The sequence below is a fragment of the Hymenobacter sp. IS2118 genome, assembly GCF_000715495.1.
In the GTDB taxonomy this organism is placed as follows: domain Bacteria; phylum Bacteroidota; class Bacteroidia; order Cytophagales; family Hymenobacteraceae; genus Hymenobacter.
The window spans coordinates 18,909-36,326 of record NZ_JNLX01000185.1; the positions used below are offsets into that span (position 1 = coordinate 18,909).

Annotated in this window: 10 protein-coding genes and 3 tRNA genes; 5 read left to right on the top strand and 8 right to left on the bottom strand. The window is 60.5% G+C overall.

Annotated elements, in window-relative coordinates:
• Positions 1–69: 69 nt before the first annotated feature.
• From hisS to GM79_RS20300, 8 genes are all read right to left on the bottom strand, one after another.
• Positions 70–1,497 carry a histidine--tRNA ligase gene (hisS, locus tag GM79_RS20265; RefSeq protein ID WP_035567436.1) on the bottom strand — a complete coding sequence of 476 codons (1,428 nt, stop codon included), beginning with the start codon at positions 1,495–1,497 and terminating at the stop codon, positions 70–72.
• Positions 1,498–1,627: 130 nt separating this feature from the next.
• Positions 1,628–2,977 (bottom strand): serine hydrolase domain-containing protein, encoded by a 1,350-nt coding sequence (locus GM79_RS20270; RefSeq protein WP_035567437.1) that lies wholly within the window; start codon positions 2,975–2,977, stop codon positions 1,628–1,630.
• Positions 2,977–3,420 carry a MarR family winged helix-turn-helix transcriptional regulator gene (locus GM79_RS20275; protein WP_035567440.1) on the bottom strand — a complete coding sequence of 148 codons (444 nt, stop codon included), beginning with the start codon at positions 3,418–3,420 and terminating at the stop codon, positions 2,977–2,979. The genes GM79_RS20270 and GM79_RS20275 overlap by 1 nt, the downstream gene beginning before the upstream one ends.
• A gap of 299 nt (positions 3,421–3,719) precedes the next feature.
• On the bottom strand, positions 3,720–6,176 hold the full coding sequence (locus GM79_RS20280) for a TonB-dependent receptor domain-containing protein (RefSeq protein WP_035567441.1): 2,457 nt from the start codon (positions 6,174–6,176) through the stop codon (positions 3,720–3,722).
• A gap of 681 nt (positions 6,177–6,857) precedes the next feature.
• Positions 6,858–8,303, bottom strand: a complete 1,446-nt coding sequence (locus GM79_RS20285; RefSeq protein WP_035567442.1) for a toxin-antitoxin system YwqK family antitoxin — start codon at positions 8,301–8,303, stop codon at positions 6,858–6,860.
• A gap of 217 nt (positions 8,304–8,520) precedes the next feature.
• A complete protein-coding gene (locus tag GM79_RS20290; RefSeq protein ID WP_051719124.1) occupies positions 8,521–9,705 on the bottom strand; it encodes an acetyl-CoA C-acyltransferase in 1,185 nt (394 codons plus the stop codon).
• A gap of 137 nt (positions 9,706–9,842) precedes the next feature.
• The gene (locus GM79_RS20295; RefSeq protein ID WP_035567443.1) at positions 9,843–10,853 is read right to left on the bottom strand and encodes a hypothetical protein; all 1,011 of its coding nucleotides are present in this window, start codon (positions 10,851–10,853) and stop codon (positions 9,843–9,845) included.
• On the bottom strand, positions 10,850–11,833 hold the full coding sequence (locus GM79_RS20300) for a VWA domain-containing protein (protein ID WP_051719125.1): 984 nt from the start codon (positions 11,831–11,833) through the stop codon (positions 10,850–10,852). Before GM79_RS20300 ends, GM79_RS20295 begins: the two co-directional genes overlap by 4 nt.
• Positions 11,834–11,989: 156 nt before the next feature.
• Here GM79_RS20300 and GM79_RS20305 point away from each other — a divergent pair.
• The 5 genes from GM79_RS20305 (at position 11,990) to ppk1 (ending at position 17,329) form a co-directional block, all read left to right on the top strand.
• Positions 11,990–12,077: transfer RNA gene (locus tag GM79_RS20305), tRNA-Ser, on the top strand.
• An 80-nt stretch (positions 12,078–12,157) separates the two neighbouring features.
• Positions 12,158–12,231, top strand: a tRNA-Pro gene (locus tag GM79_RS20310).
• A gap of 20 nt (positions 12,232–12,251) precedes the next feature.
• A tRNA-Arg gene (locus GM79_RS20315) sits at positions 12,252–12,325 on the top strand.
• Positions 12,326–12,644: 319 nt separating this feature from the next.
• The gene (gene gyrB / locus GM79_RS20320; RefSeq protein ID WP_035567444.1) at positions 12,645–14,639 is read left to right on the top strand and encodes a DNA topoisomerase (ATP-hydrolyzing) subunit B; all 1,995 of its coding nucleotides are present in this window, start codon (positions 12,645–12,647) and stop codon (positions 14,637–14,639) included.
• A 344-nt stretch (positions 14,640–14,983) separates the two neighbouring features.
• The gene (ppk1, locus tag GM79_RS20325; protein WP_235184128.1) at positions 14,984–17,329 is read left to right on the top strand and encodes a polyphosphate kinase 1; all 2,346 of its coding nucleotides are present in this window, start codon (positions 14,984–14,986) and stop codon (positions 17,327–17,329) included.
• Positions 17,330–17,418: the final 89 nt, after the last annotated feature.

Genomic DNA, 17,418 nt, shown 5'->3' on the forward strand with positions numbered 1-17,418 from the left:
AAGCCGAAACGCCCCGGCCTTGTTGGGGTGCAACCAACAGTGCCGGGGCGTTTGCAATCGGAGCACGGCTTACTCCGCCGTCAGCGACGATACCACCTCGCCCAGCGGGAGCACGCGCTCCACGCCCGAGGCCATGATTTTGATTTTGGCCACGCCCGCCGCCAGCTCTTCCGGCCCCAGCACGATAACCAGCGGAATGCCCTTGGCATCGGCGTATTTGAACTGCTTTTGCAGCTTGCTCACGTCCGGGTACAGCTCGGCGGGGATGCCGGCCGCCCGCAGCTGGGCCAGCAGCGGCAGCGCCGCCCGCCCGCTGGCCGCGTCGAAGTGCGTGAGCAGGCAGCGGGTGGGCGTTTCGGCCGTGGCCGTGAACAGGTCCAGCGCCTCCAGGCAGTCGTAAAGTCGGTCTACGCCAAACGAAAAGCCCACGCCCGACACGCCCGGCAGCCCAAACGAGCCCGTGAGGTTGTCGTAGCGCCCGCCGCCGCTCACGCTGCCCATCTGCACGTTGTTGATTTTGACCTCGAAAATACAGCCCGTGTAGTAGGAGAGGCCCCGCGCCAGCGTGGGGTCAAATTCCAGCCGGTCGAACTGCCGGAAGCCGGAGGCTACGAGCAGTTCGCGCACTGCAGCTAACTCGGTCAGACCGCGGTAGCTGGCATCGGCGTCCTCGGCGTCCTCAGCATTCTCGTCGGGACGCCCGCCATCGGGCTCCACGCCGGCTGTCACGAAGCCCGCTAACAGACGCTCCAGCTTCTCCTCGTAGCTACCAGCCACGCTCAGCAGGTCAAACAGCGTCTCAATCGTCGCCGCCGAAAAGCCGCGCTCCAGCAATTCCTTGCTCACGCCCTCGCGCCCGATTTTGTCGAGCTTATCAATGGCCACGAACAAATCCGACTCCCGGCCCTCGCCGTCCAGCGCCTGGTAGATGTTGCGCAGCACGCCGCGGTGGTTGATTTTGATGGTAAAATCATCGAGCCCCAGCCCGCCCAGCACCTGCGCTATCATGAGCACAATTTCGGCTTCGCAGAGCAGCGAATCGGTGCCCACCACGTCGGCATCGCACTGGTAAAACTCGCGGTAGCGGCCGCGCTGCGGGCGGTCGGCGCGCCACACGGGCTGCATCTGGTAGCGCTTGAAGGGGAAGGTGAGCGTGCCCCGGTTCATGGCCACGTAGCGGGCAAACGGCACGGTGAGGTCGTAGCGCAGGCCCTTTTCGGCCACTTTGGGCAGCAGGGCTTTCGAGCCGGTTTCTAAATCGGCCGCCGTCACGTCCTTGGCGAAATCCCCGGAGTTCAGCACTTTAAACAGGAGCTGGTCGCCCTCATCGCCGTACTTGCCCGTCAGCACCGAGAGGTTCTCCAGCGTCGGGGTTTCGAGCGGCGCGAAGCCAAACGACTCAAACGTGCGGCGAATGACGTTGAAAATGTGCTGGCGGCGCGCCACCTGCGCGGGGCCAAAATCGCGGGTGCCCTTGGGAATACTCGGTTTCTGCATAACGCCACAAAGGTAGGGGCGGGGCTGCTCCCCTCCTTTTTTAAAGGAGGGGAGTTTTTGCGCAGCAAAAGCGGGGGTGGTAAAGTCGTTGCCCGGGCTGCGCTCGCAACAGCTATCCCATCGTTCCGGGCTACTGTCCCTTTTTATTTCGCAGCAGCGTTTCGGGAACTCCGCCCTTCGTCACCACCACGGCATAGACGGCTCCTTTTTTGTTGGCCAGGAACTCAAAAGTGCGGTCTGGGTTGGCTTGGTTGAAGAACTTGCGGGCGGATTCCGGCACCAGGGGAGTTTCCTCGGTGCCCAGGTACAGCCGCCCATTGGCCTGGCCGATGCGCACCGCGCCGTACTGGCCCGTGAACCGCGGCAGCGTGGCGGGGGCCAGGGCCACGGACTGGTGCTCGTAGGGCAGCTCCACCGCTTTGCCAAACAGGATGCCCGCCAGCCCGTAGCTAATCCAGTGCGATTCGGCCTGGTTGTTCGACAAAACCGTGACGAACAGCTCGTCCTTTGGGTAGCGGTCCAGGGTGGTCATGGCCCCGAAGTAGCCGCCGCTGTGGGTCAGCAGGTCGTGGCCCTGGCTGAAGAACGGGTTGATGAAGACGCCGTACCCGTAGCGGTCGAGAAAACCATTGCCCGGAAAGCGCTGGTTGTGCGGCGTGTTCATCAGCGTTTTCGACGCTTCCGAAAGCAGCGCGGTGCCTTGCATAGCGCGGTCGTAGCGGGCCAAATCGTCGGCCGTGGAGTACGCCCCGTCGTGCCCCACGTTGAGATTCCAGTTGATGTAGGGATTTTTGACGAATGCCACGCCTTCCCGGTAGTAGGACCGGGCCAGGCGGGGCACCAGGGCAGTGTTGCTGTGCAGGCCCGTTTGCGTCATGCCGGCCACGTCGAAAATATTCCGTTGCAGGTAGTCGCCATAGGATACGCCGGATACTTTTTCAATAATCTGCCCCAGCAGATAGTAGCCCACGTTGCTGTACACCAGGGCCGTGCCGGGAGCAAACTGCGTGGGCAGCCGTTGGACATAGGTCAGGGCCGAATCTTTGGAAACGGCGGTGCGGTCGAGGTACAGCTCCTCAAAATCGAGCGCCAGCCCGGCCGTGTGCGTCAGCAGCATGTGCACGGTAATGGCGTCGCCGTTGGGAAAACCGGGCAGAAACGCGCTGAGCTTATCCGAGAGCCGCAGCTGCTTGCGCTCAGCCAGCTGCAGTACGGCCACGGCCGTGAACTGCTTGGTGATAGATGCCAGCGCAAACTTGGTATCCGGGGTGTTGGGCACCTCCCATTCAAAGTCGGCCCGCCCGTAAGCCTGCCGCAGCAGCACCGAGTCGTGGCGCGTCACCAGCACCACGCCGGCAAAGTGGTTCACCGCGTGTTGCGCCTGCATGTAGGCGGCTAGTTTTTGCGCCACAGCCGGCTGCCCGAAACAAGTGGCGGCACTGCCCAGCCAGCAGCACAAGAGGAAGAGTATGGGGCGCATCAGACCGGAACAGAGCAGTTGGCGATGATTTTTTGCAGCGTGGCGTAGAACCGGGCCAGCTCTTCGTCGGGCAAGCCCGCCAGCGCCGTTTGTTGGTTGAGCTGAATGGTGCCGCCGAGCTGGGCAATGGTATCCCGGCCTTTGGCAGTGATGCGCAGCTCGAATTTGCGTCGGTCGGTGGCGTGCATGGCCCGGTCCACGAAGCCCTTTTGCACCAGCAGCTCGATGATGCGGGTAATGGAGGCCTTGTCCTTGAAAACCAGCTCGGCGATTTCGTGCTGGTTGAGCGTCGGGTGCTGGTTCAGCACCATCAGGGCCAGTCCTTGGTCTACCGTGAGGTCGGCCATTACCTGGGAAATGTTGCGCTGGCAAAGCTTCCGATAGGCCTTAATAGCCTGTTCGAGGGAATAAAGAACCGTTTGGGTGGGGGTGTCAACAATCATAGTTTGGTTTGTTTGATGCAAACATAGTTGATATATCAACATAGTCAACATCAAATTTGAAAGCTCTGCCAAGAGTCGGCAATACTTGTTTTCCCGCAGAGGTCGCAGAGGTAAAAACGCAGAGGTTCGCAGATTTTTCACGGTCACCACTGCGAGCCGGTGCGGAAAGTGCTCGCGGCTGGCTTGCGTACCATCCTTCACCTCAAACGACAAGCCCCGCCGCCGGACGAACCGACGACGGGGCTGTTTGCAGAAAGGAGGGTGAGAAAAGCGGGGTGGCAAACAAAAAATCAATTAACTCAGCCGCCGAAGCCGCCACCGCCCTGGGGCGCGGCCTCCATGCGGCCCGGCTTGGCCTTGCTGGCGCCGATGTACCAGGTGAAGCCCAGCCAGCCCACGCGGGTCTCATCTTTGGCGTAGCGGGTGCTGCGCAGCGCGTCAGTCTCCACTTCGCTGCGGTACTTCAGGGTGTTGAACACATCCGAAACGCGGAGTGTGAGAGCGGCGCGGTCCGAGAACAGGCGCTGGCGCAGGGCCACATCCATCGAACCCTGGGAAAGCTGCCGGCCCTGGGCCGTGAGCGCGGCCGAGCGCAGGTTGCCGCTCAGTTGCATTTCCAGGGTGGGGCGAATGGTGAAGTTGTTGCTCAGGCGCACGGAGCCCACCAGGGCCTGGCGGTTGTTGCCGAAGGCATTGGCCGCCACCTGGGCGCGGTAGAGGCTGGTGCTGGCATTCAAACGCCACCACTTGGCGATAGGCTGATTCAGGCTGAACTCGGCGCCGATGTTGGTGACGGTGCCCACGTTGTCGTAGGTTTCAGCCGTAACGAGGCCGGCGCCGGGGCCCGCCAGGCGGGTGGCCTCGGTGTCAACAAAGCGCAGGCGCTGAATGGAGTTGGTAGTGATGCGGGCGAAGGCCGTGCTCGTGAGCGTGGCCGCGCCCAGGCTCAACTGGTGGCCCAGCTCCATATTGTGGCTGAACTCGGCCTGCAGGCGGGGGTTGCCGAGGCGGTAGCTGCGCGGGTCCTGGTAGATGGCCAGCGGCATCTGCTGCATGAAATTGGGGCGGTTCAGGCGGCGGGCGTAGCTCAGCTGCAGGCGGTTCTGGCCGGGCTCCTTGCCAAACTCGCGGCTGATATTAGCCGAAGGGAAGAAGTTGAGGTAGTCCTGGTCGAGGCTGCCGCGCTGTGCTATGCCCGCGCCGCCTTCCACGCTGCCGCTGATGCGGGTGTATTCCGAGCGCAGGCCCACCTGGGCGTTCCACTTGGGGCCCAGGGGCCGCTGCACCGTTACGTAGCCGGCGGGCACCAGCTGGTTGAAGGAGTAGGTGAGCGAGCGGGCGGGGTCGTCCTGAAAGCTGTTGGGAGCCGTTTCGCTGTTGGCGACCCCGAATTTGTTGGAGCCGACGTTGGACTGGTTTTCAAACTTTACACCCATTTCCAGGCGGCCTTTGCCTTCGGCGAAAGGATGGGTGTAATCAACGGTTCCGAAGGTGATGTTGGCTATTACGTCCAGCTGCTGCCGCGTGCCGGGCTGCGCCGTCTGCCCCGAGCCGGCCTCTACGTACTGGCGCTGTACCACGGGCACGGTGGCATCGATGCGCACGCCGCCTACGTTGGCCGAAAGCTCGCGGCCTTTGTGAGCTTCCCAGGTGCGGCGGTAGTCGCCGCCGTACTGCATCACTTTCACGCTCACGTCGAGGTCTTGCCGGCCGCGGGCCCGCAGCACGGCGCCGTTGTCGGTTTGCTGGGTCAGGTCCTGGCTTTCGCCCTCAATGTTCCGCTCCGTACCCATCGAGGCACTAAAACCCAGGCTTTGGTCTTTGGGCAGCTCCAGCTGCACGCCGGCTTGCAGCTCCTGGTTGCGGTGAATTTCGCGGCCCACACCCACTTGGGTGGTGCGCACCGTCTGGGGGTTATCAGCGGTGCCCAGCAGGGCGGTTTGCTGCGAGCGTCCGCGGCTGCCGTAGGTCACGTCGCGCCCGTCGTAGCCCGCCGTCCAGGTGGCCTTGCCCACCTTTCGGGTCAGGTTCAGGCTGCCGCTGTACTTGTCCTTGGTGCCCAGGTTGAAGGCCGCGGTGCCATTGGTGCCGTTGCGGGTTTCCTTCTTGGTAATGAGATTGATGACCCCGCCGCCGCCCGAGGCATCGTACTTCGCCGAGGGGTTGGTGATGACCTCCACCTGCGCAATGCGCGAGGCCGGAATCTGGTCGAGGCGCGGACCACCCGCGCCGCCGCCGTTGCCGGTGCCGGCGGGCTTGCCGTCAATGAGAATGGTGAGGTTGGACGAGCCGCGCATCGTGACTGTGCCGTTCACGTCCACGTTCACCGAGGGCACGTTTTGCAGCACATTAGCCGCCGTGCCGCCGATGCTGCCCAGGTCTTTTTCCACGTTTATCACGCGCTTGCCCAACTCTTCCACCACGGTGGCTTTCTGGCCGGTCACCACTACTTCGCCCAGCTTGGTAGCCGAGGCGGCGGTCATGCGCAGGCCCGGAAAGTTGAGGCTGGGCGCGGCCTCCGTCAGGGTGAAGCGGCGGCGCAGCACCTGGTAGTTCAGGTCCTGCACCCGCAGCAGGTAGGTGCCCAGCGGCAGCGCGGCGCCCTGAAACGTGCCCTGCTCGGTGGTTTGGGCCACGGCCACAAACGTGGAATCGGCGGCGCGCAGAAAGAGAACATCGGAGAACGGAACGGCTTTGCCATTGCTGGCTTCCAGCAGGCTGCCGCTCACGCGGCCAAGGCCTGTGGTTTGGGCCATAGCGCCCAAAGGCAATAGTAACGAAGCAAATGCCCACCCACGCAGGGCGAGCGTAAAGCGGGAAAGAGCGGGGCGAGTGACGAAACTTTTCATGGTGCAGAGGTGAGAGTGGAGGCGGGCAGGGGAGCAGCTCATCCAGCGGCCGCGGTTCCGCTGGGATGGTGAGTTGCTCAGCGACCCTTACTCCGATGAGTGAGGTTTCAGTAATGGGGTAGCGGGCCATCTTTGGTACACGCTAAGCACAGCTACTGGGCTTTGAACAGAACAAAAGTAAAGCAGGTACTTTGTAAAGCAAGGTACTGTTGCAATAAATATTCAGCAAGCTATGCTTTGTGAATTGTTATCAATTGATTGTTAGTGTGTAACGGGTTGAAAAATATATTCAACTTCGCTACTATTGAGCGTCCATGCGTTGCGCGCTTGGTCATTCAGATGCCGGACTCAGATTTTGGGTTGCCTGAGAAAGCCGCCGGGATGGACAAAAACCAAAAAAGCCCTGGCCGGAAGCCAGAGCTTAAATTATTAAATTCACTGTTCAGTGCAGGAAGCTGGGTGTCAGTTGCTGGTTTAACTGCTCACGCAGAAGTATGCTCATTATGACAACTCAACTGGAGTACGGTTATTTATGCTCCATTCCCCAACAACCATTCAGCCAAAAACTAACAACCAGCAACTAAAAAATCATTTGCGTCTTGGCGCTGGCTTGGGCCGGGCGGCAGCCTTCTTCACCGGGTCCACCAGTTCGCCGTTGCGGTAGGTTACGGAGCGGGCTTCGGTGGTGCCATCTTCCTTGAAATACGTCCACACGCCGCTCTGCTTGCCGTTGCGGTACTGCCCGCTCACGGCCAGCGTGCCGTCCTCCCGTAGCTCCCGAAAAGGGCCCAGCAGCACGTTGCGCACGTAGGTGGTTTCCTTGTGCAGCTTGCCCGTGGGATAGAATTCCTGCGCCATGCCGGCCATAAAACCGTTGAGGAAAGGTTGGCGACTCTGCACCTCCCCGTTCTCGAAATAGGTGATGCGGTCGCCGAGCAGGCGGCCGGTGGGGCCGTAGGTTTCGGCCTTGCGCGGGGTCTTGCCATCGGGGTAAAACTCCTTCCAGGTGCCAGCGGGCTTGCCGTTTTTGTACTGGACTTCGGCCTGCGCCAGCTTGCCGGCCGCGTCGTGGTACCGCGTGATTTTGCGGTCGCGTCCGTTGTTGCTGTAGTCAATTTCCTCGCGCAGGTTGCCGTTTTCGAAGTATTCCAGAGCGTTGCCCACCGGCACGCCGCTGCGGTAGGTCATCTTGGTTTTCACCTGCCCGCTCTCGTAATAGCTCGTCGAGGCGCCGTCGAGGTTGTTGGTGCCGGTGAGCGGGGCCACACGCTTGGTGAGGTCATCGCCCAAAGGGTTTTTCACGGGGCGCTGCACCAGCGGGGCAGGGGCGTAGGTGCTTTCGGTCTGGAGCTTACCGCTTTGGTAGTAGCTGCGGTAGCGCCCGCGGCCATTCTTGTCGGCCAGTACCTCATTCTCAATCTGGCCGTTAGGGTAATACGTTTTGTAGGGTCCTGAGAGCAGCCCGCGCGTGAATACGCCCTCGCTCTGCACCGCGCCGCTGGGGTAAAAGAACTTCACCGCGCCGTTGGGCTGCCCGTCCACGTAGCTGATTTCAGCCTGGGTCTTGCCATCGGGATACAGCGCTTTCAGGGGGCCATTGGGCTGGCCTTTGGTGAGCGTGGTGCGCAGCCGGACTTCCCCGCTGGGGTGGTAAAACGTCAGCTCGCCGTTGGGCTCGTCGTCCTCAAAGAAGCCTTCCTGGGCCACCTTGCCACCGTCGTAATACGTTTTGAAGGGGCCCTGCCGGATGCCGTCGCGGTACGTCGTCTCCAGCCGTCGGTTGCCGGTCGGGTGAAACTCCACGTAGGCCGAATCGCGCTTGCCCTGCCGGAAACTGGTTTGCTGCTCCAGCTTGCCGTTGCGGTAAAAGCGCTTGTACGTGCCCTGGGGTACAGTATCGGCCGCCACCAGTGCGGTGTACACTTCCCGCTTATTTACCTTCGTGGAGTCGTAAAACGTGATGAGCCGCCGCACTTTCTGGCCATACGAAGGCAGGGCCAGTAGCAGCAGAAAAACAGGCACTAGGTATTTCATAAATCGCTGATTTTCTATGGTTAAGCGTGATTTCACTGCTTAACCGCAGTACGTAAACTGTTTCCCCCTTGCTTTTCGTTTACTTGGCGTCCACTCAACGCAAAGAAAAGGCCACGCTGCATCCAGCGTGGCCTTTTTGCAAATAGTTTTTTCAAGCTAACGAATCAGAACGGCAATTAATCAGTGAAATCACGATTAATCAGCGGCAATCAGCGATTTAGAAAGCCTCTACTACAATGGCGCTGGCACCGCCGCCGCCGTTGCAGATGCCGGTGACGCCAATTTTGCCGCCTTCGTTTTTCAGCACGTTCATCAGCGTGGTTACGATGCGGGCGCCCGAAGCGCCCAGCGGGTGGCCCAGGCTCACGGCACCGCCGTACACGTTTACCTTGCTGCCTTCCAGCTTCAGCAGCTGGTTGTTGGCCAGGCTCACTACCGAGAAAGCCTCGTTAATTTCGTAGAAGTCCACATCGGCGGCCGTTTTGCCGGCGTTCTTCAACGCCTTGGGAATAGCCAGCGCGGGCGAAGTCGTGAACCACTCCGGGGCCTGCTCGGCATCGGCGAAGCCCAGAATGCGGCCAATGGGGCTCAGGCCCAGGGCGTCGGCCTTCTCACGGCTCATCAGCAGCACGGCGGCCGCGCCGTCGTTCAGCGTGGAGGCGTTGGCGGCGGTCACGGTACCGTTCTCCTTGATAAAGGCGGGTTTCAGGCCGGGAACCTTGGCGAAATCCACCTTCAGGTATTCCTCGTCGTCGGCAATTACCGTGGTTTTGCCGCGGCTCTCGATGGTCACGGGAACAATTTCGTCCTTCTTCTTGCCCGCCTTGGCCGCGGCCGCGCTGCGGGTATAGCTTTCAATAGCAAAGGCGTCCTGCTGCTCGCGGGTGATGCCCATTTCCTTGGCCGTGTTTTCGGCCGCGTTGCCCATGGCGTAGTCGTTGTAGGGGTCCCAGAGGCCGTCGCGCACCAGGCCATCTATCATCTGGCCGTGACCGTACTTGGCTCCAAACCGCGCTTTATCGAGGTAATAGGGCACGTTGCTCATGCTCTCCATGCCGCCGGCCAGCACCACGTCGGCCTGCCCCAGCATAATGGCCTGGGCGGCATACATGATGGCCTTCGTACCGGAGGCACACACTTTATTCACGGTGGTGCATTCCACGGTGTCGGGCAGGCCCGCTTTTTTGGCTGCCTGCCGGGCCGGAGCCTGCCCCAGGTTGGCCGAAATCACGTTGCCCATAATCACCTGTTCAACTTCCGAGGCAGCGACGCCGGCTTTCTCCAGGGCACCTTTCAGGGCAATAGCACCGAGCTCAGTGGCCGACAGCGACGCGAGTGCGCCACCAAATGAGCCAATCGGGGTGCGAACGGCAGCTATAATGACAACTTCCTTGATTTGCATACGAGCTTCGATAAGAGTGTTGAGTGGGAGGTGAAATCAGGCCGCAAAAGTACGGATTTAACCGCCCCCAAGCCACCTCTTGCCTGGGAGGCGTTTTGCGGAGGTTGGTAGAAAGCATTTTGCTGGCGCCGCCACAATCACCAGGTTGGCTTGCTGGGGTCCGGTTTCTGCTGCACGGGCCGCGTAAGCTGCTGCAGGTATTGCTGCTCCTGGGCCCGCAGCGTTTCAAGCAGTTGGCGGGCCTGGGCCGGACTCAGGTTCATGGCTTTCAGCCGTTCCCGCTGGGTTTGCAGCTGCGCATCGCTTGCCGTGGCCGCTTCCGTCCCTAAGCCGCTGTTGCGTCCGTTGCCGGAGCTGCCCGGAGCCGCGCTGGTCCGGTCCAGCCCGCGCTGGGTGCCGGGCGTGGCCCCGCTGGCTACCGCTTGCGGCGTGCCGGAACCGGGCGCGCGGCCCTCAGCCGAGCCCTGGCCCGAAGTGCCCGCGGGCGGCGGCCCACCCGGTTGGCCGGCCGGGTCGGGCCGGCGTTCGGGAGGCGTGTTTGGAGTTGGTGGGGCGGGTTTTTGCTCGTTAACTTCTCCCTTGCGGGTTGTCCCTTCTTTTTCGGCGGGCTGATTTTTTTCGGCACCGTTTTTTTCTTTTTCCGGCGAGGGCTTTGGCACCCCAGTCGCAGGGGCCGGCGGCTCCGCAATTCTGGGCGCGTTGGGACGCCTGGTCAGGTACTCGCTCAGTACTTCGTAGTTGTAGCGGGCCCCGCGGTTGCCGGGGTCGAGTAGCAGGGCCTGCCGCAGCGAAGCCAGCGCCTGGGCAATTTCGCCCTGCTGAGCGGCTTGCACCGCCAACTGCTGCCGCGCCACGCTGCTCAGGCCCTTGGGGCCCGCCGCAAGTAGCCGGGCATAGGTGGTCTGCGCCGCCACCAGCTGCCCGGCCCGGGCCTGAGCGTGGGCCAGATTCAATACCAGGCGCGGGTCGGGCGTGCGCTGGGGCCGTGATGCCATGGCTGCTTTGAACGAGGTAGCCGCCACGGCCGCTTCTCCGCGGGCGTAGGCGGCGGCGCCTGCCGCCACGGCCGCGTTGCGGTCGTGCACCCAGGTCAGGAGCTGCCAGGTGGGCGCCCCAATTAGCAAAGCCAGCAATACCAGGTATTTCATGGGCGAATGATGGTAACGGTAAGCACAATGTCGAGCACCAGCAGCAGCACGGCCGCCGCCAGCGGGTAGCGGTAGCGGTTGTCGGCCACGGCCACCGTGCGCACCTGCTCCGTGGTGCCCTGCATGGTGCGCAACGACCGGAGCACCGTGCCAAAACCGTTCTGCTCGTTGTTTAGCTCCACGTATTGCCCGCCGGTTTGGGCCGCCAGCTGCAATAGGGGGGCTTCCTGCAGGCGGGTCTGCACCACTTGTCCCTTCGCATCTTTCACAAAGCCGCCCGCCGCACTCGGAATTTTACCACCTGCGCTCGTGCCCACGCCCACCGTGTACACCCGTGCCCCACTCCGGGCTATTTCCCGGAGCGGCTGTTCCAGGTTCTCGCTAAAATCCTCCCCGTCGCTCACCACCACCACCGCCGTCGCGCGGGGCAATGGGCCGGTAGAGGCAGCGGGAACAGCCGGGGCCAAACGACTCAATACCAATTCTAATGGAGCCCGCAGGGTAGTGGGGCCGCTGGGCAGCAGGCTGGTGCGCAGCGTGCTGATAAATACCTGCACCGCTTCCTGGTCGTAGGTGAGTGGGCACTGCACCACCGCCTCCGCCCCAAACACCACCAGCCCCAGCCGGTCGGCCGGAAACTGCGCTACCAGCTCTCGCAGCTCGGCCTGCGCGCGCAGCAGCCGGGTAGGGGCCACGTCCGGGGCGTCCATGGAGCGCGACACGTCTACCAGCAGCCATACGTCTTTGCCCGCAGTGCGTACCGGCTGCTGGCTCACGCCCAGGGCCGGGCCCAGGGCCGCCGCTAGCAAAGCCGCGCCCGAGAGCACGCGCAGCGTCAGTTTCCAGCCCCGGTGCCGGGCACGGCTACCCAGGGCGCGGCCCACCCGGTGGCTCCGGCGCCAATGCACCAGTAGCAAGAGCAGGGCAAATGCGGCCGTGAGACTTACGGCTAAAAAATGAGGGTATGCCCAGGTTATCAATTGTAGAACAATGAGAAAGCAAAGTGCAAAGAACCCTCCGGAGCGCCGGTTGCTCAACTTATTTTCACTTCTGCGATAAATTTTTTGCCGAAAGTGTGGTTTTCTGATTCCTGCCCGTACATTTGTACCCGCTTCGGACGGAAGCGAAACCAACCTGGAGAGGTGGGTGAGTGGCTGAAACCAGTAGTTTGCTAAACTGCCGTAGCTCTAAAGGTTACCGGGGGTTCGAATCCCCCCCTCTCCACTATAATGTTGGGTTGCGAAAGCTTCCCGTTGGGGCTCCACCCAATAGGTCGTCGCCAAGACTCAGCATTATTTTTTTCTCGGGGTGTAGCGTAGCCCGGTATCGCGCCTGGTTTGGGACCAGGAGGTCGTAGGTTCGAATCCTGCCACCCCGACATTTGATTGCCCCGGTTTCGACCCCGTAGCTCAGTTGGATAGAGCAACTACCTTCTAAGTAGTCGGTCTTTGGTTCGAATCCAAACGGGGCCACAAAAAAGCCTCTCACGGTAGCGTGAGAGGCTTTTTTGTGTACTTGGAGTGCGTTTTCGGCGGTTATTGATGAGCAGGGCACTCCAGTGTTAATGGGATTTATAGTGTAGAGCGAGGCTCAAAAAGGCGAATTCTTTTGCAGTCCGGTTTATGTCACGAAATCAGCGCTTTCGGCCATGAATTGTAATTAGGCATCCTAAAAAAACAGTGGGATTAAAACCGCAGAAATTCCTTAAAATGGGATTAAATAAGTACTTTTGATTGTTCAGTACCTAGCAACCCGAAGGGCTGTTTTACGACCTGATTTAATCCCGCCCACATGAGCGAAACGAAAGAGAAAATGGCGCAGTCGGACTATTCAGCCGACAGCATTCAAGTATTGGAAGGGTTGGAGGCCGTGCGCAAGCGGCCCAGCATGTACATCGGCGATACCGGCATGAAAGGCCTGCACCACTTGGTGTGGGAAGTAGTCGACAACTCGATTGACGAAGCCCTCGCCGGGCACTGCGACCTGATTAACGTTACCATCAATGAGAACAACTCCGTGACCGTGCGCGACAACGGCCGCGGCATTCCCGTCGATTTTCACGCCAAGGAAGGCCGCTCGGCCCTGGAAGTAGTGCTGACCGTGCTGCACGCCGGGGGCAAGTTCGACAAAGGCTCCTACAAAGTATCCGGTGGCCTGCACGGCGTGGGCGTGAGCTGCGTGAACGCGCTGAGTACCGACCTGAAAGTGACCGTGCGCCGCAACGGCCACAAATACGAGCAGGAGTACAAAATCGGCTTCCCGCAGTACGACGTGAAGGAAGTGGGCGACACCGAGGAGCACGGCACCGAAGTGCAGTTCCTGCCCGATGCCAGCATCTTCACCGAAACCGAATACCGCTATGATACCGTGGCCGGCCGCCTGCGCGACCTGTCCTACCTGAACAAGGGCATCCGGATTACGCTCACCGACCGCCGTGAGAAGCTGGAAGGTGGCGAGTTCCGTGGCGAAGAGTTTTACTCGACCGGTGGCCTGCGCGACTTCGTGCAGTACCTCGACGGCGAGCAGCGGCCGTCGCTGCTCTCGGAGCCCATTTACGTGGAGAGCGAAAAGGGTGGCACGCCCGTGGAAGTGGCGTTGCAGTACAATACCTCGTACCAGGAAAATGTTTATTCCTACGTCAACAACATCAACACCATTGAGGGCGGCACGCACGTGGCGGGCTTCCGTTCGGCGGTGACGCGGGTGCTCAAAACCTACGGCGACAAGAACAAGCTGTTTGAAAAAGCTAAGGTAGAAATCACCGGCGATGACTTCCGCGAAGGCCTCACGGCCGTGATTTCGGTGAAGGTGATGGAGCCGCAGTTTGAAGGCCAGACCAAAACCAAGCTGGGCAACTCTGAGGTGAGCGGCGCGGTGAACTCGGTGGTGGGCGAAATCCTGACGCAGTACCTGGACGAGAACCCCAACCAGGCCAACCGCATCATGGAGAAGGTGATTCTGGCCGCCAAGGCCCGCATTGCCGCCCGTAAGGCCAAGGACATGGTGCAGCGCAAGGGCGTGCTGAGCAGCAACAGCCTGCCGGGCAAGCTGGCCGACTGCTCGGAGTCGGACCCCGAAATCTGCGAGCTGTACCTGGTAGAAGGTGACTCGGCTGGTGGCACTGCCAAGCAGGGCCGCAACCGGGCGTTTCAGGCCATTTTGCCGCTACGCGGTAAAATCCTGAACGTGGAGAAAGCCCAGGAGCACCGCATTCTGGAGAACGAGGAAATCAAGAATATGATTACCGCGCTGGGCGTGAGCTTCAACGAGCGGAAGTCATTGGCCTTTACCACCGACGACGACGGTACGGAATCGGGCCCGCTGAACTTCAGCAAGCTGCGCTACCACAAGGTCATCATCATGACCGACGCCGACATCGACGGCTCGCACATCCGCACCCTGATTCTGACTTTCTTCTTCCGCTACATGCGCGAGCTGGTGGACCGGGGCTTTATCTACATTGCCCTGCCGCCGCTCTACCTCGTGAAGCGCGGCAAAGAAGAGCGCTACTGCTGGACCGAAGAGGAGCGCATGCAGGCCCAAACTGACCTCGGCCGCGGCAAGCCCGAAACCGTGAACGTGCAGCGCTACAAGGGATTGGGCGAGATGAACGCCGAGCAGCTCTGGACCACTACCATGCAGCCCATGACCCGCACCCTGAAGCAGGTAACCGTGGAATCGGCCGCTGACGCCGACCACCTCTTCTCGATGCTGATGGGCGATGAAGTGGCCCCACGACGCGACTTTATCGAACGCAACGCCAAATACGCCAAGCTGGACGTGTAAGCATCCCGCTACTGCAAAGGCCCGCTGCAAAGCGGGCCTTTTCTTTTTGTCCGTAGGTGTAGGAACGCGCCTTGGCACGTTCAATCGTGGAATGGTGGCGCGTTGTCTGGTGGCCTTATCTACAATGTTGCCTTTCACACGCCGAACGCGCGAAGGTGCGTTTTCATAACCATTGTAGGAAAGAAGCAACTCAACCTATCAAGCAGTGTCGTTTTGGTATGGTCAACCACTTTTCTTTGCGGGCGGTCCCAACGGCCGGTCGCAAAGTCGTTAATTTGTGCCACAACGGTTAAATCGTCTACAAAATCCGCGAAATCCGTCTAATCCGATTAAATCCGTGATTCATGAAGCTATTTAAGTCTGCCGACCTTATCCGCAAAAGCAAGTACATCAGCCGCGATTTGAGTTGGCTGCGGTTCAATTACCGGGTGCTCGACCAGGTGCAGGACACCAGCCGGAGCATCTTTGATAAGCTCAAGTTTCTGGCCATCACCAGCTCTAACCTCGACGAGTTTTTCATGATTCGTGTGGGGTCGCTCTATAATTATCTGGATTATGGCAAGGAGCGGATTGACTACTCGGGCCTGCGGGAGCTACCGTTTCGGCGCAAGCTGCTGGACTTCGCGCACCGTTTCGTGAACGACCAGAGCCTGACTTACCTCAATGAGTTGAAGCCCAACTTCGAGAAGAACGGCTTTAACATTCTAAAGATGTCGGACCTCACGGAGCTGGAAATAAAGAAGGCTGACGGCTACTTTAAAAACACCGTATTTCCGCTGCTCACGCCGATGGTCTACGACGCCTACCACGGCTTCCCGCTGATGATGAACCAGATGCTCATCTTTGGCGTAGTCACGCGTATCGGCAACAGCCTGGGCCTGGACGCGGAATCGGACAAGGGGCAGGAGCGGCTCACCTTCGTGCAGATACCGCAGAACCTGACCCGGTTCTTCGAGCTCACGCGCAAGGACAAGGTGATTTTTGTGCCCATCGAGGAAGTGGTACGCGAGTTTCTGCCGCGCCTGTTTCGCAACGTGGAGATTGTGGCGGCCAACCTGTTCCGCATCAGCCGCAACGGCGACTTCACGCTCGAAGAGTCCGACGATATCGACAACGACTTCATTAAGGAAATTCAGGTGGGCCTGAAGACCCGCAAGCGCGGCCGCGTGGTGCGCGTGGAAGTGGAGCCCAACGCCTCACCGGTGCTCATGAACGTGCTGCGGGAGCGGTGGAACATCGACAACGGTAACGTATTCGTCATCAATTCGCTGATTGACCTGAAAGGGCTGTGGCAGATTGTGAAGCACCCGGCTTTCCGGGGCAAAACACCCAAGCTGCCCACTCCAGTCGCGCCGCTCAGCTTGCCCGAAGGCGCCGAGGAGAACATGTTCGAGTACCTGAAGCACCACGACGTGCTGCTGCACCATCCCTACAACAGCATCGAGCCGATGGTGCGGCTGATGGAGCAGGCCGCCGTGGACCCGCACGTACTGGGCATCAAGCAAACCATCTACCGCCTCGCCGACGACTCTCGCGTGTCGGCGGCGCTGCTGAAGGCGGCCGAGAACGGCAAGCACGTTTCGGTGCTGTTTGAGGTGAAGGCCCGGTTTGATGAGGAAAAGAACATCCGCGAAGGGGCCCGGCTGGAGAAGGCCGGCTGCTTCGTGATTTACGGCGTGAGCAAGTACAAGACCCACACCAAACTGCTCATGATTATCCGCAAGGAAGGGGAGAAGGTGACGCGCTACGTGCACATCGGCTCGGGCAACTACAACGAGCAAACCTCGCGCCTCTACACCGACGTGAGCCTGTTGACGACCAATGACGTGTACGGGCACGACGTGTCCGAATTCTTCAACGTCATCACCGGGCACTCGCAGCCCGACGATTACGAGTACCTCATCACGGCGCCCAAGGACATGCGGCAGCAGCTCATTCACCTCATTCGGGAGGAGGTGAAGCACGCCAAAAAAGGCCTGCCCAGCGGCATCGTGATGAAGATGAACTCGCTCGAAGACAAGGAGATTATCGACGAGTTTTACAAGGCCGCCAAAGCCGGTGTGCCCATTCGCTTCATCGTGCGCGGCATTTGCTGCCTGCGCCCCGGCCGGCCCGGCCTGAGCGAGAACATCGAAGTACGCAGCATCGTGGGCGAGTACCTGGAGCACACCCGGCTGTTCTATTTCCACCACGGCGGCGAGGCGCGGGTATACGCCGGCTCGGCTGACATCATGGTGCGCTCCTTCGACCGGCGCATTGAAGCAATATTTTTGATTGTTAATCCGCAGCTCAAGCGGGAGGCCATTAATATTCTGATGATGAATATGATGGATAATCAGAACAGCTACGTGATGCGGGAGGATGGCGCCTACATCCGGCAGCATCCGGCCCCCGGCGAGCCAGTGGTGAATGTGCATAAAGCCTTCTTCAAGCGCGACGAAGCCCAACTCGCCACCGCCACCCCGGAAGGACTGTTGGCGTTGCTCGACGTGCAGGCGCAACGCCGCCTCGACGTAGCCAAAGCCCTGGGCGTAGCTGATGAACTGACCGCTCTGGCAGCGCAGCACGCGAGCGAGGCAGCCGATGATGCTTTCGGCGAAGGCGAGACGGAGGATGCCTGTGAAGACGATGCCACGCCGGTGGGGCACGTCGATGAGGAAAGCGTGAGCAGCGTGGCGGCGCAAGGCTAAGCCCAGTCGCTTGCTACGCAGGACCTATAACAACGCCCGAACGCGCTAATGCACGTTCGGGCGTTTGCGTATTGTCCCGGTATGAATAT

What these genes read in the sequence shown, in the direction of transcription:
- ppk1 (WP_235184128.1), top strand. Translation starts at nt 14,984, where the DNA reads ATGAAGCTATTTAAGTCTGCCGACCTTATCCGCAAAAGCAAGTACATC.
- gyrB (WP_035567444.1), top strand. Translation starts at nt 12,645, where the DNA reads ATGAGCGAAACGAAAGAGAAAATGGCGCAGTCGGACTATTCAGCCGAC.
- GM79_RS20275 (WP_035567440.1), bottom strand. Translation starts at nt 3,420, where the DNA reads ATGATTGTTGACACCCCCACCCAAACGGTTCTTTATTCCCTCGAACAG.
- GM79_RS20295 (WP_035567443.1), bottom strand. Translation starts at nt 10,853, where the DNA reads ATGAAATACCTGGTATTGCTGGCTTTGCTAATTGGGGCGCCCACCTGG.
- GM79_RS20270 (WP_035567437.1), bottom strand. Translation starts at nt 2,977, where the DNA reads ATGCGCCCCATACTCTTCCTCTTGTGCTGCTGGCTGGGCAGTGCCGCC.
- hisS (WP_035567436.1), bottom strand. Translation starts at nt 1,497, where the DNA reads ATGCAGAAACCGAGTATTCCCAAGGGCACCCGCGATTTTGGCCCCGCG.
- GM79_RS20290 (WP_051719124.1), bottom strand. Translation starts at nt 9,705, where the DNA reads ATGCAAATCAAGGAAGTTGTCATTATAGCTGCCGTTCGCACCCCGATT.
- GM79_RS20280 (WP_035567441.1), bottom strand. Translation starts at nt 6,176, where the DNA reads ATGGCCCAAACCACAGGCCTTGGCCGCGTGAGCGGCAGCCTGCTGGAA.
- GM79_RS20285 (WP_035567442.1), bottom strand. Translation starts at nt 8,303, where the DNA reads ATGAAATACCTAGTGCCTGTTTTTCTGCTGCTACTGGCCCTGCCTTCG.